The organism is Flavobacterium solisilvae, from assembly GCF_012911605.1.
Lineage (GTDB): Bacteria > Bacteroidota > Bacteroidia > Flavobacteriales > Flavobacteriaceae > Flavobacterium > Flavobacterium solisilvae.
Map to the genome: position 1 here is coordinate 40,923 of NZ_JAAMPT010000203.1, position 14,317 is coordinate 55,239.

The following is a 14,317-nucleotide window of genomic DNA, read 5'->3' on the forward strand; positions in this document are numbered from 1 at the left end:
CGTAATTCAAAATTCGTAATTCAAATATGTTAGTCAAAACCAAAGCCATCGTCATTTCATCGCTTCGTTATCAAGAAAAAAGCTTGATAGTAAAATGTTTTACACAAAGCGACGGCTTGAAAAGTTATTTCGTTCAAAGTGCTTTTTCTTCCAAAAAATCTTCACAAAAAATCGCCTATTTTCAGCCGTTGACTATCCTTGAAATCGAAGCCAATCACAAGAATAAAGGAACGCTAGAACATATCAAAGAAATAAAACTCGCCTCAGCCTATCACTCCATCAATACCGATGTTATAAAAAGTACTATTGCCATTTTTACTTCCGAAATCTTGCATCACAGCATACACGAAGAAGAAAAAAATGAAGACCTTTTTATTTTTCTAGAAACGGCTTTGCTTTGGCTAGATACTCATGAAGAAACCGCTAATTTTCATTTGATTTTACTAATCGAAATTACCAAATTCCTCGGCTTTTATCCTGATGTTTCAGATATTGAACACCAATTCTTTGATACAAAAGAAGGTTGCTTCACTCCTTTTCTTGGTATTAATTGCCTAACAGAGCACGAAACTTTTTTGTTCAAAAAACTCATCGGATTAAAATTTGACGGAAACCAGAAAGTTTTCAATGCTAACGAACGTCAATTATTACTCAAAATCCTGCTGGATTATTATTCTTCTCACCTCGACGGGTTCAAAAAACCGAAATCTTTAGATGTTTTGAAAGAAGTTTTTAGCTAGAAATGAGTTTTTTACGATATAAATTCATAAAAAACTTTTCAAAATATTGATAAGAAAAATGCGAAATAATGATAGTCAGTACAATTACAAAAACATTATAAAAACCAACTATTATAAAATAGTCAATTCTAAAGCCAGCAAAAATCTTTATATAAACTAACCCTAAAAACTGAATTACTATTGAATGATACACATAAATTCCATACGATATTTTACCCAAATAAGTAATTAATCTATTATTCAAAAAAAGATACTTTTTCACGCTCAAAAATCCAATTACCATTGAAAAGAGCAACATACTTATAAAATTATAATTTGCATTTGATAACAAATCATTAAAAAAATTTGTTGTAAAATACACCCCAAACATCAAAAACAAAACTGAAGCAACAATCTTATTATTAAATAAATAACTACACTTCAGAACTAATATTGATACTATTCCGCTTGCTGTAAAATAAAAAAACAACATATTAAATCTTGCAAAAAAATTACCTTCTACACCGTAATAGAACGCAAAAAATCCAATGGTAAAAAACAGCAAAAAATAAAGATGTCTTCTTAAAGGAAACAACAATAAAAAAGGAGCAATAAACAAATAAAACTGTTCTTCTACACCAATAGACCACAATACCTCAATAATTCCTCCTGGACTATAAAGACTTGCAAAAACATTTGGCATAAAAAACACCGAAAGAAGCAATCCTTCATATAAATTATAATCATCATTAAAACTACCTGAAAAACCAAAATTTGACAAAATATATTTATAATAAATCAATCCAAAAAAAAGAATAAGAAAGTACAATGGAAAAATTCGCAAAATCCTTCGGGTGTAAAAATTCTTTAATGAAATGGTATTTTGCAATTCTTTTTCAACATAAAGCTGTCTGATAATCAAGAAACCACTTAACGAAAAAAAAACACAAACAGCTTCGTATCCTTTATTAAAAACAGGAAGTGAATTATAAAAAGGTATTTCATGCTTACTGCAAAATTCGGAAACATGAAAAATAACTACCAAAAATGCCAAAAAAAATCTAAGTCCAGTTATATTTGGTATTCTCTCCATTTCAAAAAAATCAAAACTAAAGTTAAAAGTCTAACACAAAAATGTATTTTTTAATCTAAAAATCCTAATTGATTTACCATTCTTAAATTAATAATTATTAAAATATTTTGAAACAAGTTTTTGTGTAAAAATCAAAAAATCATCTTCCTTTCTTAATTTTAAACAAAAGTCTATTCTCTTTTATCTATTTTCTATTCTCTTTTATCAAAATTGATTACTTTCGCAAACTGATTAAAGAAAACGATAAAAATGAGTACTAAATTTACTGAATACAAAGGACTTGACCTGCCAACTGTTGCATCGGAAGTTCTTGATTTCTGGAAAAAAAACAACGTCTTTGAACAATCTGTAACTTCACGTGAAGGTGCAACTCCTTATGTGTTTTTTGAAGGTCCGCCGTCTGCAAACGGTTTACCAGGAATTCACCACGTAATGGCGCGTGCGATTAAAGATATTTTTTGTCGTTATAAAACTCAAAAAGGTTTCCAAGTTAAGCGCAAAGCAGGTTGGGATACACACGGTTTACCAGTAGAATTGGGAACTGAAGCTGCATTAGGAATTACCAAAGAAGACATCGGGAAAACTATTTCTATCGAAGAATACAACGAAGCGTGTAAAAAAACCGTTATGCGTTATACTGACGTTTGGAACGATTTGACCGAAAAAATGGGTTATTGGGTTGATATGGAAAATCCATATGTAACCTACAAATCTAAATACATGGAATCGGTTTGGTGGCTTTTAAAACAAATTTACAACAAAGATTTACTATATAAAGGTTATACAATCCAACCGTATTCGCCAAAAGCTGGAACCGGATTATCGTCTCACGAAGTAAACCAACCAGGAAGTTACCGCGATGTAACCGATACGACTGTTGTAGCGCAATTCAAAACTAAAAACGAAACCTTACCAAGCTTTTTACAAGGTTTTGGCGATATTCATATTTTGGCTTGGACAACAACACCTTGGACGTTACCATCAAATACAGCTTTAACCGTTGGACCAAAAATCGATTATGTTTTAATTGAAACCTTCAATCAATATACTTTCCTTCCAGTAAAAGTGATTTTGGCTAAAAATTTAGTCGGAAAACAATTTGGAAAAGGATTTTTTGCCAGCGAAGAAACATCCGATTTTGAAAATTTCAAAGCTGGAGATAAAAATATTCCTTTCAAAGTTTTGACTGAATGTAAAGGTTTAGATTTAGTCGGAATTCGTTACGAACAACTAATGCCATTGGTTTTACCATATCAAAATCCTGAAAATGCGTTTAGAGTAATTTCTGGTGATTTTGTTACAACAGAAGATGGAACTGGAATTGTTCACACAGCGCCAACTTTTGGTGCCGATGATGCTAAAGTTGCGAAAGAAGCAACGCCAGAAGTTCCACCAATGTTGGTTCTTGACGAAAATGGAAATCCTGTTCCGTTGGTAGATTTGCAAGGTAAATTTATTCAAGGTTTGGGCGATTTGTCAGGCAAGTATGTTAAAAACGAATATTACGATGCTGGAACTGCGCCAGAACGTTCTGCCGATGTAGAAATTGCCATCCAATTAAAAGTAGAAAATAAAGCTTTTAAAGTAGAAAAATACGTTCACAGTTATCCGCACAGTTGGAGAACCGATGAACCACTTTTATATTATCCGTTAGATTCTTGGTTCATCAAAGTAACCGAAATCAAGGATAGAATGTTTGACCTTAACGAAACCATCAACTGGAAACCAAAAGCAACGGGTGAAGGTCGTTTTGGAAATTGGTTAAAAAATGCCAATGATTGGAACTTATCCCGTTCAAGATATTGGGGAATTCCATTGCCAATTTGGAGAACCGAAGACAAAACCGAAGAAATATGCATTGGTTCGGTTGAAGAATTATATTCAGAAATTGAAAAAGCTATCGCAGCTGGTTTCCAAAATGAAAATCCGTTCAAAGGTTTTGAGGTTGGAAATATGAGTGAAACCAACTATGATTTGGTTGATTTACATAAAAATGTAGTCGATGCTATCACGTTAGTTTCTGCTTCTGGAAAACCAATGAAGCGCGAAAGTGATTTGATTGATGTTTGGTTCGATTCGGGTGCAATGCCTTATGCACAATGGCATTATCCATTTGAAAATAAAGAAAAAATTGACGAAAACAAAGATTTTCCAGCCGATTTTATTGCCGAAGGTGTTGACCAAACTCGTGGTTGGTTTTACACTTTACACGCCATCGGAACATTGGTTTTTGACAAAGTTGCTTATAAAAATGTAGTTTCAAACGGTTTAGTTTTAGACAAAAACGGACAAAAAATGTCAAAACGTCTAGGAAATGCAACCGATCCATTTAAAACTATTGAAGAATATGGACCAGACGCAACACGTTGGTACATGATCTCGAATGCCAATCCGTGGGATAATTTAAAGTTTGATATTGAAGGCGTTGCAGAAGTTCGCAGAAAATTCTTCGGAACGTTATACAATACCTATTCGTTCTTTAGTTTATACGCCAATATTGATAATTTCAACTATTCAGAAGCAGAAATTCCGTTAAACGAACGACCAGAAATTGACCGTTGGATTTTATCAGAACTACATACTTTGATAAAAACAGTTGATGAAGCTTATGCTGATTATGAACCAACAAAAGCTGCCAGAGCAATTTCCGATTTCGTTCAGGAGAATTTAAGTAACTGGTACGTTCGTTTGTGCAGAAGAAGATTTTGGAAAGGCGAATATGGAACCGATAAAATTGCGGCATATCAAACACTTTATACTTGTTTGTTGACTGTTGCAAAATTGTCTGCACCAATTGCACCATTCTTCATGGACAAACTTTACAGAGATTTAACCCAAGCAACACATTCAGAGGAATTTGAAAGTGTACATTTGGCAAAATTTCCAGAAATAGTTGAAAACTTTGTTGATAAATCACTTGAGAGCAAAATGATGAAAGCCCAAACGGTTTCATCACTCGTTTTATCGCTTCGTAAAAAGGAAATGATAAAAGTACGTCAACCTCTGCAAAAGGTTATGATTCCTATACTTGACGAAAATCAGCGTACAGAAATTGAGGCAGTTTCCGACCTAATAAAAGCCGAAGTAAACGTGAAAGAAGTACAACTTTTAGACGATGCATCAGGTGTTTTAGTGAAGCAAATTAAACCAAATTTCAAGACTCTTGGACCACGTTTTGGAAAGGATATGGGATTGATTTCCAAAGAAATACAAAATTTTTCAGCAGAACAAATTGCCGAATTAGAAGCCAAAGGTTTACTATCGCTTGTTATTTCAGGAAAAAGCATAATTTTAACAACCGAAGACGTTGAAATAACATCCCAAGATATTCCGGGTTGGTTAGTTGCCAATGCTAATGGTATAACGGTAGCTTTAGACATAACCATCACCGAAGAATTAAAACAAGAAGGAATTGCAAGAGAATTGGTAAACAGAATTCAAAACATCAGAAAAGATTCAGGATTTGAAGTTACCGATAAAATTAAAGTTCAACTGCTTCGCAACGAAGAATTAGAACTTGCAGTTAAGAATAATGAAAACTATATCATGTCTGAAACATTAACTCAGGAATTGATTTTTGAGGAAAAAATAGAAAATGGCATAGAAATTGAATTTGACGATATAAAAACAAGGATATTAATCTCAAAATAGAAAAACGATGGTAGAAGAAAAAATGAGATACTCAGATGCTGATTTAGCAGAGTTCAAAGACATTATCTTGAAAAAAATTGAAAAAGCACAATCTGATTTAGAATTAATCAAAAGCGCTTATATGAATGACTTAAACAACGGAACCGATGATACATCGCCAACGTTTAAAGCATTTGAAGAAGGAAGCGAAACGATGTCTAAAGAAGCAAATTCGCAATTGGCAATTCGTCAGGAAAAATTCATCCGCGATTTGAAAAATGCACTTTTCCGTGTGGAGAACAAAACCTATGGTGTTTGCAAAGTAACTGGAAAGCTAATTTCTAAGGAAAGATTAAAAATCGTTCCTCATGCTACTATGAGTATCGAGGCTAAAAACCTACAACGATAACACGTTAAAAATAAAATATTTAACGCTCCTTTTTAGGAGCGTTTTTTTTAGAAAAAAATACTATTTTTGCGCCACTAAAAATTAAACAATGTCATTACGAAATTCCGTCTTTTTAATTGCCTTAATTCTGGTAATAGACCAATTTTCAAAAATATATATCAAAACTAATTTTATTCTTGGCGAAGAAGTAAAAGTTTTTGATTGGTTTAAAATTTTGTTTATTGAAAACGAAGGAATGGCTTGGGGAACAAAAATTCCTGGACAATATGGAAAATTAATCCTAACTGTTTTCAGAATTGTTGTCGTTTTTGGAATTGCTTATTGGTTATATGATTCAAGCAAAAAACATTGTTCCAACTTTTTGATGGTTGCTATTTCACTCATTTTTGCTGGTGCTGTTGGAAACATTATTGATTCGGTGTTTTATGGACAACTTTTTAGTGATAGTCATTATCAACTAGCTGAAATGTTTACCGACAAACCTTATCAAAAGTGGTTTCACGGCGAAGTAGTTGACATGTTATATTTCCCAATTTTTGAAGGCACTTTCCCAGAATGGTTACCAATTTGGGGTGGCGAACCTTTTAAATTTTTCAACGCTATTTTTAATGTTGCCGATGTTGCTATTTCAACTGGAATTGGAATTTTAATTGTTTTCAATAAAAGAGCTTTCGCAAAACCTGAATCAATCAAAAGTTACTAATTCCAAAAGGCGTTACACAGTAATCCAATCGAATATCGGTTTCAAAAATATCATCAATAGATTCTTCGGGTTCAAAGAAAGATAATCCTATTTTTATCACGTCTTCACGGCATTTGGCTAAAAAATTATCATAGAAACCTTTGCCATAACCTACCCGATTTCCGTTTTTATCAAATGCTAAAAGCGGCACAAAAACCACATCGATTTTAGAAACAGGAACTTCCAATCCGTCCACAGGTTCAAAAATATTGTATTCGTTTTTCCTGAATTTTGTATTGTCAGTCAAAAGATAATGCGTCATTTCACGAGTTTCAAAATCACTTTTAGAAACTACAATTTCTTTGTCTTTTCCTGCTAAAATTTGAAGAATAAATTCAGTATCAACTTCTTTTTGTTCTTCAATCGTTAAAAACAAATGAAAATAAGTTTTCTCCCAAATATCCAATGAAAGCATCCGATTAGCAATTGCTAAACTTTTATCTTCAATTGCTTCTGCCGAAAGTTGTTGCCTGAGTGCTTTATATTTACTTCGTAAATCTTTTTTATTCATGTAGTAAAAGTAAAAAACGCATTTGCTTTATGAAAGAATTAAAGTTAAATTTGTTTGAAGAAAGTAGTTACATCTATTTTCTATACTCTTTATTCTATTTTCTTAAAAATGACCAATCCATCTTTAGAACTTCAACTGCAAACACTTCCAAACAATCCTGGAGTATATCAGTATTACGACAAAGACGGAAAAATTCTATATGTAGGCAAAGCCAAAAATTTAAAAAAACGCGTTTCATCCTACTTTAATAAAAATCACGACAACGCAAAAACCAACGTCTTAGTCCGAAAAATTGTTGACATAAAACACATTGTTGTTGCTACAGAAGCCGATGCGCTATTATTAGAAAACAATCTGATTAAAAAGCTTCAACCACGTTATAACATCAACCTTAAAGACGATAAAAGCTATCCGTGGATTTGCATCAAAAAAGAACCTTTTTCAAGAATATTTCCAACCCGAAGAATGATAAAAGACGGTTCAGAATATTTTGGACCTTACACCAATTTTAAAACCGTAAACACCATTTTAGATTTAATAAAAGAATTGTATCCTTTGCGAACATGCAATTATGATTTAACCGAAAATAATATCGAAAAAGGAAAATACAAAGTCTGTTTAGAATTTCACATTGGCAATTGCAAAGGCGGATGCGAAGGTTATGAAACGCTAGAAAACTATCAAAATCATGTTGATAAAATCCGAGAAATTTTAAAAGGAAATTTTAAAGAAAGCTTGAAAGATTTCAAATCCAAAATGCTCGAATTTGCAACCAACATGCAATTTGAAGAAGCACAAAAAATCAAAGAAAAAATCGAAATTCTCGAAAACTATCAGTCGCGTTCCACGATTTTAAACCCAAAAATATCCAACATCGATGTGTTTTCAATCATTTCCGATGAAACCATGGCGTATGTCAACTTTTTACAAATTGCTCATGGCGCGATTATTCGTTCACACACATTAGAACTAAAAAAGAAATTAGACGAAACCAACGAAGAACTTTTAGAACTGGCAGTTGTCGAACTTCGCGAGCGTTTTCATCTAACATCCAAAGAAATTATTCTGCCGTTTCCACTCGATTTTGGCGATAAAATAAAAGTTACTGTTCCACAATTGGGCGACAAAAAACAAATTTTAGAATTGTCAGAACGAAACGCAAAATACTATCGACTAGAACAATTAAAACAAATTCAAATCGTCGATCCAGAACGTCATACCAACCGAATTATGGCGCAAATGCAAAAAGATTTACGCCTTTCCGTTGAACCGCGACACATTGAATGTTTTGACAATTCTAACATTCAAGGAACGAATCCTGTTTCGGCTTGCGTGGTTTTTAAAGACGGAAAACCATCCAAAAAAGACTATCGCCATTTCAATATAAAAACCGTCGAAGGTCCAAACGATTTTGCCTCCATGGAAGAAGTCGTTTACAGAAGATACAAGCGATTGCTCGACGAAAATCAACCTTTGCCACAACTCATCATCATCGACGGCGGAAAAGGACAACTTTCTTCTGCCTTAAAAAGTATAGACGACTTAGGTTTACGCGGAAAAATTGCCATCATTGGCATTGCAAAACGCCTCGAAGAACTTTTTTATCCCGGCGATTCCGTTCCGTTATACCTCGACAAAAAATCAGAAACCTTAAAAGTCATCCAACATCTTCGAAACGAAGCACATCGATTTGGCATCACATTTCACCGTGACAAACGCAGCAAATCGGCACTAAATTCGTCCATCGAAACCATTCCAGGCATTGGCGAAAAAACCATGCTCACATTAATAAAACATTTCAAAAGTGTTAAAAGATTAAAATTAGCCACCGAAAAAGAAATTTCTGAAGTCATTGGTGCATCAAAAGCCAAAAAAATTTCCGAATTTTACAAAGAGATAAAACCATAAATTTTTTGAGCGAATGTTTCAATTCTATCTATTAGCCATTTTCCTGCTTTCCACTCTATCTTTTTTTTTCAAAAAAAGGATGCCGTTTCAATCAGGGCTAATCAGCATTCGTCTTCTCTGTCTATTATCTTTTTGTCTATCATCTATTATCTCATATTCACAAGACACAATCCCTAGAAAAAAAATCGGATTAGTACTATCTGGCGGCGGAGCAAAAGGATTTGCACATATTGGCGTTTTAAAAGTACTAGAAGAAGCTGGCGTAAAAATAGATTACATTGGCGGAACCAGTATGGGCGCAGTTGTTGGCGGATTATATGCTTCGGGTTACAGCGCAGCTCAAATAGATTCTATTTTCTATGACACCAATTTTGATGAACTACTTCAAGACTACATTCCGCGTTCGTCCAAAAGTTTTTATGAAAAACAAAACGACGAAAAATACGCAGTTTCTTTACCATTCAACAAATTCAAAATAGGAATTCCAGTTGCACTTTCAAAAGGAATGTACAACTACAATATGCTAGCAAAACTAACCCATAATGTTAGACATATTAGAAACTTCAACCAATTACCTATTCCATTTGTTTGCATTGCTACCGATATAGAAACTGGCGAAGAAGTATTGCTTCGCGAAGGTTATCTTGCACAAGCAATGATGGCAAGTTCCGCATTTCCATCGTTATTTTCACCCGTTGAAATTGATGGAAAAATACTTATTGATGGTGGCGTTACTAATAATTATCCAGCCGAAGAACTTCGCAGAATGGGTGCAGAAATCATCATTGGCGTTGATGTTCAAGACGATTTAAAAGACAGAGAATCGCTAAAAGATGCTACTCGAATTTTGGTTCAAATCACCAATTTGGAGATGATTAACAAAATGAAAGAAAAAACCAAAATCACCGATATCTACATCAAACCCGATATTTCTAACTATGGCGTAATTTCATTTGACCAAGGAAAAGAAATCATTAAAAAAGGTGAAGAAGCTGCACTTGCAGTTTATGACCAAATAAAAAAATTGGGCACAGAAAACGAAGTTCAACATTTAGAAAAAGTTGACGAATGCCTTGACATTCAAGGAATAACAATTTCAAAAATGGATAATTACACTAGAGCTTATGTTTTAGGAAAACTTCGATTTAAAGCTCCAAAAGAAATTGATTACAACGAATTAAAAACCGGCATAAACAACTTGAACGCTACTCAAAACTTTAGCCGAATTAGTTATTCATTGGAACCAAAAGACAATGGCGACGAACTAAAAATCAATTTATCCGAAAACGAAAATAAAACCTTCCTAAAATTTGGATTGCATTATGACGGATTATACAAAAGCGCCATTTTAGTTAACGTTACACATAAAAAATCAATGTTTAAAAACGATGTTTTATCAATGGATTTAGCACTTGGCGACAATATTCGTTACAATCTTGATTACTACATAGACAATGGTTTTTATTGGAGTTTTGGAATAAAATCACGATTTAACGAATTCAATCGAAACGTAAAAACCGATTTTAATGACGGAACTTTATTTGAACAAACAGGACTAAATTCGCTAAACATGGATTTTACTGATTTGACCAATCAAATATATGTTCAAACCGTTTTTATCCAAAAATACTTGATTGGCGCAGGTTTAGAACACAAATATCTTAGAATTGAAACAGAAAATTTAGAAGAAAACAGTCGAGTTTTTGAAAACAGCACCTACATAAGTGCGTTTGGATACTTAAAATACGATTCTTTTGACAATCGTTATTTTCCTAAAAATGGTTGGCTTTTTTCTGGCGATATTCAATCTTTTCTTTATTCGTCTGATTATACAAAAGAATTTGAACGATTTTCAATTGCCAAAGGAGAAATTGGCTTTGCAAAAAACTTTGCAAAAAAATGGACTTTAAAAATTCAATCGGAAGCTGGCTTTAAAATTGGTGACGATAGTGTTAATTTCTTCGACTTTGTTCTTGGTGGTTATGGAAATCATACCATCAATAGTTTCAAACATTTTTTAGGTTATGATTTTTTAAGCATATCTGCTGATAGTTTTATAAAATCTTGCTTCACCATTGATTATGAAATTTACAAACGAAATCATTTTAATTTTTCTGCTAATTATGCTAATATAGAAAACAATCTTTTTGAAACAGGTAATTGGTTTTCTAAACCTAAATTTAGCGGTTATGCCATTGGATATGGCTACGAATCAGTTGTTGGTCCAATCGAAATAAAATATACTTGGTCACCAGAATTACCAAAAGGTTTCACGATGATTAATGTTGGTTTTTGGTTTTAATTTCTATTTAAAAAGCATTTTTTTATAAAATTGAACATAAAAAACTATATTTGAAACCTAAACATTAACTAAAATACCAAAAATATGTCTATTTGGAAAAGAAAATCACTCGATATTCTATTGAGTGAAGCCGACGAATCTGAAAAAGGTTTAAAAAGAACATTATCTTCAAGAGCTTTAGTTGCTTTAGGAATTGGAGCTATTATTGGCGCAGGATTATTTTCATTAACAGGAATTGCCGCTGCAGATCATGCTGGTCCAGCTGTTACGCTTTCATTCGTTTTAGCAGCAGTTGGTTGTGCCTTTGCTGGTTTATGTTACGCTGAATTTGCTTCCATGATTCCAGTAGCAGGAAGTGCTTATACTTATTCTTATGCCACGATGGGCGAATTTGTAGCTTGGATTATCGGTTGGGATTTAGTTTTAGAATATGCACTTGGAGCAGCAACCGTTGGTGTAAGTTGGGGTTCATACTTAAATAAATTATTAGCCCAATTTGGCATGTCTATTCCACCAGAGTTTTCAAGCGCACCAGCAGAAGGCGGAATTATTAACTTACCCGCAATTTTTATTGTGTGTCTTTTGTCTCTATTATTGATTAGAGGAACAAAAGAATCTGCATTTGTAAACAACATTTTAGTGGTAATGAAATTAACTGTAGTCATCATCTTTATCATTTTAGGATGGCAATACATCAACCCAGATTATCATGTTCCTTACATTCCTGAATATGTTCCAGCTCACGTAACTGAAACTGGTGAAAAAGTTGGCGAATTTGGAGGAATGTCTGGTATTGCTGCTGGAGCAGGTTTAGTATTCTTTGCATTCATTGGTTTTGATGCTGTATCAACCGCTGCACAAGAAGCAAAAAATCCACAAAAAGGAATGCCAATCGGAATTTTAGGTTCATTAGCAATTTGTACCATTCTTTATGTTTTGTTTTCATATGTAATGACAGGTTTAGTTCCTTATACTGTATTTAAAGGCGATGCTTCACCAGCTGCAACAGCATTTGCTGTAACAGGTTACAACTTTTTACAAACAGGACTTATCGTAGCCATTCTTGCAGGATATACTTCAGTAATTTTAGTAATGTTGATGGGACAAAGCCGTGTGTTCTACTCTATGAGTAAAGACGGACTTTTACCAACATTCTTTGGCGATATTCACAAAAAATTTAGAACACCTTGGAAAACCAATATTTTCTTTATGGTTTTCGTGAGCATTTTTGCAGGATTTGTTCCTATCAAAGATTTAGGTCACATGGTAAGCATCGGAACTTTATTTGCGTTTTCATTAGTTTGTCTTGGAATTTTAATCATGCGCAAAAAAATGCCAAATGCTGAGCGTTCATTCCGTGTTCCATTAGTACCATTTGTACCAATTGCCGGAATTGCAGTTTGTTTTTACTTAATGTATGCATTGCCTGCCGAAAGCTGGTTACGTCTTTTAGTTTGGATGGCAATTGGAGTTTCTTTGTACTTCATTTATGGAAAGAAAAACAGTAAACTAAACGATTAAATTTAGCTACTTAACAAATAAAAAAGGATTAATGATTTATAAAATTGTTAATCCTTTTTTGCTTTTGATAAAAATTTGATAATTATCATTTCACAAAATTATATTTTTCCGATATTTGTATGGTATGAATTCACCTTGGAAAAATTTATTATCCCATTTAAAATTCCTCATCAAGAGAAATCCGGAATGACGCTAATATTGTTTTATAGAAATCTTAAATTAAAACTCAGAAATCTTAAATCAGCAATCTTATGCCATTATATCATACATTAGGAAAAATTCCACCAAAAAGACACACCATTTTCAAAAAACCAAATGGCGATTTGTATTATGAACAACTTTTTGGAACCATAGGCTTTGACGGTATGTCAACCAATTCCTATCACGAACAAAGACCAACACAGGTTAAAGAAATTCGCAAGCAATACAACATTGCACCAAAAATTTCAAAGGCAAACAATATTCAATCCTATCGACTAAGAGGATTTCAAGTAAATCCAGAAAATGATTTTCTAGAAAGTCGAAAAATAGTTTTGACCAACTCCGATTGTCATATTGTTCTTGCCGCACCAAAAAAATCAACAACCGATTATTTTTATAAAAATACCGATTCCGATGAAATGATTTTCATCCACAAAGGTTCAGGAAAACTAAGAACTATGCTTGGAAACATCGATTTCAAATATGGTGATTACTTGATTGTTCCAAGAGGAATTATTTATAAAATCGATTTCGATACCGAGGACAATCGTTTGTTTATCGTTGAATCACACCGACCAATTTACACACCAAAACGCTACCGAAACTGGTTTGGTCAATTATTAGAACATTCACCGTTTTGCGAAAGAGACATCCGACGTCCAAATGAATTGGAAACCTACAACGAAAAAGGCGAATTTGTCATCAAAGTAAAAAAGAAAGATGAAATCTTCGAAATGGTTTATGCCACGCATCCATTTGACGTAATTGGTTATGACGGCTACAATTATCCGTATGCTTTTTCCATTCATGACTTTGAACCCATAACAGGAAGAATACATCAACCGCCACCAGTTCACCAAACTTTTGAAACCGATGCGTTTGTCGTTTGTTCCTTCGTACCACGTTTATATGACTATCATCCTGATGCAATTCCGGCACCATACAACCACAGTAACATTGATTCTGATGAAGTTTTATACTATGTTGATGGCGATTTCATGAGCAGAAACGACATCGAGGCCGGACACATTTCGCTTCATCCAGCAGGAATTCCTCACGGTCCACATCCTGGCGCAGTAGAAAGAAGCATTGGTAAAAAAGATACGCAAGAATTAGCCGTTATGGTTGATACTTTCAAACCCTTGATGGTAACCGAAGAAGCTATGAAAATAGCCGATGACAAGTACTATCAATCTTGGTTAGAATAATTTTTTAGGAGCTAATCCCGCTATTCGTTGCAATCTCGCCAAGAAAAATGGCGAGGATTTCCACTGCTATCGG

At 33.6% G+C, this 14,317-nt stretch carries 10 protein-coding genes; 8 read left to right on the forward strand and 2 right to left on the reverse strand.

Annotated features, from left to right (window positions below):
- The first annotated feature begins 26 nt into the window (after nucleotides 1-26).
- Nucleotides 27-740: a DNA repair protein RecO gene (gene recO / locus G6042_RS05590; protein WP_169523321.1), complete on the forward strand. Its 714-nt coding sequence runs from the start codon at nucleotides 27-29 to the stop codon at nucleotides 738-740.
- On the opposite strand, the gene G6042_RS05595 is transcribed toward recO, so the two are convergent.
- Entirely contained in the window at nucleotides 733-1,812 is a 1,080-nt protein-coding gene (locus G6042_RS05595) for an acyltransferase family protein (protein ID WP_169523322.1), read from the reverse strand. The genes recO and G6042_RS05595 overlap by 8 nt on opposite strands.
- A gap of 249 nt (nucleotides 1,813-2,061) precedes the next feature.
- Between G6042_RS05595 and ileS the strand changes: the two genes are divergently transcribed.
- From ileS to G6042_RS05610, 3 genes are all read left to right on the forward strand, one after another.
- The gene (gene ileS, locus G6042_RS05600) at nucleotides 2,062-5,463 is read left to right on the forward strand and encodes an isoleucine--tRNA ligase (protein ID WP_169523323.1); all 3,402 of its coding nucleotides are present in this window, start codon (nucleotides 2,062-2,064) and stop codon (nucleotides 5,461-5,463) included.
- Nucleotides 5,464-5,470: 7 nt separating this feature from the next.
- Nucleotides 5,471-5,851, forward strand: a complete 381-nt coding sequence (locus G6042_RS05605) for a TraR/DksA family transcriptional regulator (protein WP_169523324.1) — start codon at nucleotides 5,471-5,473, stop codon at nucleotides 5,849-5,851.
- Nucleotides 5,852-5,939: 88 nt separating this feature from the next.
- The gene (locus G6042_RS05610; protein WP_169523325.1) at nucleotides 5,940-6,554 is read left to right on the forward strand and encodes a lipoprotein signal peptidase; all 615 of its coding nucleotides are present in this window, start codon (nucleotides 5,940-5,942) and stop codon (nucleotides 6,552-6,554) included.
- Here the strand turns inward: G6042_RS05610 and G6042_RS05615 are convergent.
- Nucleotides 6,541-7,104, reverse strand: a complete 564-nt coding sequence (locus G6042_RS05615; protein ID WP_169523326.1) for a 5-formyltetrahydrofolate cyclo-ligase — start codon at nucleotides 7,102-7,104, stop codon at nucleotides 6,541-6,543. The two genes, G6042_RS05610 and G6042_RS05615, sit on opposite strands and share 14 nt — an antisense overlap.
- Nucleotides 7,105-7,212: 108 nt before the next feature.
- On the opposite strand from G6042_RS05615, the gene uvrC reads away from it, so the two are divergent.
- The 4 genes from uvrC to G6042_RS05635 all read left to right on the forward strand — a co-directional run bounded on the left by uvrC (nucleotide 7,213) and on the right by G6042_RS05635 (nucleotide 14,244).
- The gene (gene uvrC / locus G6042_RS05620) at nucleotides 7,213-9,012 is read left to right on the forward strand and encodes an excinuclease ABC subunit UvrC (RefSeq protein WP_169523406.1); all 1,800 of its coding nucleotides are present in this window, start codon (nucleotides 7,213-7,215) and stop codon (nucleotides 9,010-9,012) included.
- A 79-nt stretch (nucleotides 9,013-9,091) separates the two neighbouring features.
- Nucleotides 9,092-11,314, forward strand: a complete 2,223-nt coding sequence (locus tag G6042_RS05625) for a patatin-like phospholipase family protein (RefSeq protein ID WP_235933208.1) — start codon at nucleotides 9,092-9,094, stop codon at nucleotides 11,312-11,314.
- 84 nt (nucleotides 11,315-11,398) lie between these two features.
- Nucleotides 11,399-12,835 (forward strand): amino acid permease, encoded by a 1,437-nt coding sequence (locus G6042_RS05630; protein ID WP_211161643.1) that lies wholly within the window; start codon nucleotides 11,399-11,401, stop codon nucleotides 12,833-12,835.
- Nucleotides 12,836-13,086: 251 nt separating this feature from the next.
- Nucleotides 13,087-14,244, forward strand: a complete 1,158-nt coding sequence (locus G6042_RS05635; RefSeq protein ID WP_169523328.1) for a homogentisate 1,2-dioxygenase — start codon at nucleotides 13,087-13,089, stop codon at nucleotides 14,242-14,244.
- Nucleotides 14,245-14,317 lie beyond the last annotated feature (73 nt).

Coding starts and splice junctions, on each gene's coding strand:
- G6042_RS05605 (WP_169523324.1), top strand. CDS start 5,471: ATGGTAGAAGAAAAAATGAGATACTCAGATGCTGATTTAGCAGAGTTC.
- G6042_RS05595 (WP_169523322.1), bottom strand. CDS start 1,812: ATGGAGAGAATACCAAATATAACTGGACTTAGATTTTTTTTGGCATTT.
- G6042_RS05615 (WP_169523326.1), bottom strand. CDS start 7,104: ATGAATAAAAAAGATTTACGAAGTAAATATAAAGCACTCAGGCAACAA.
- G6042_RS05610 (WP_169523325.1), top strand. CDS start 5,940: ATGTCATTACGAAATTCCGTCTTTTTAATTGCCTTAATTCTGGTAATA.
- G6042_RS05635 (WP_169523328.1), top strand. CDS start 13,087: ATGCCATTATATCATACATTAGGAAAAATTCCACCAAAAAGACACACC.
- uvrC (WP_169523406.1), top strand. CDS start 7,213: ATGACCAATCCATCTTTAGAACTTCAACTGCAAACACTTCCAAACAAT.
- recO (WP_169523321.1), top strand. CDS start 27: ATGTTAGTCAAAACCAAAGCCATCGTCATTTCATCGCTTCGTTATCAA.
- G6042_RS05630 (WP_211161643.1), top strand. CDS start 11,399: ATGTCTATTTGGAAAAGAAAATCACTCGATATTCTATTGAGTGAAGCC.
- ileS (WP_169523323.1), top strand. CDS start 2,062: ATGAGTACTAAATTTACTGAATACAAAGGACTTGACCTGCCAACTGTT.
- G6042_RS05625 (WP_235933208.1), top strand. CDS start 9,092: ATGCCGTTTCAATCAGGGCTAATCAGCATTCGTCTTCTCTGTCTATTA.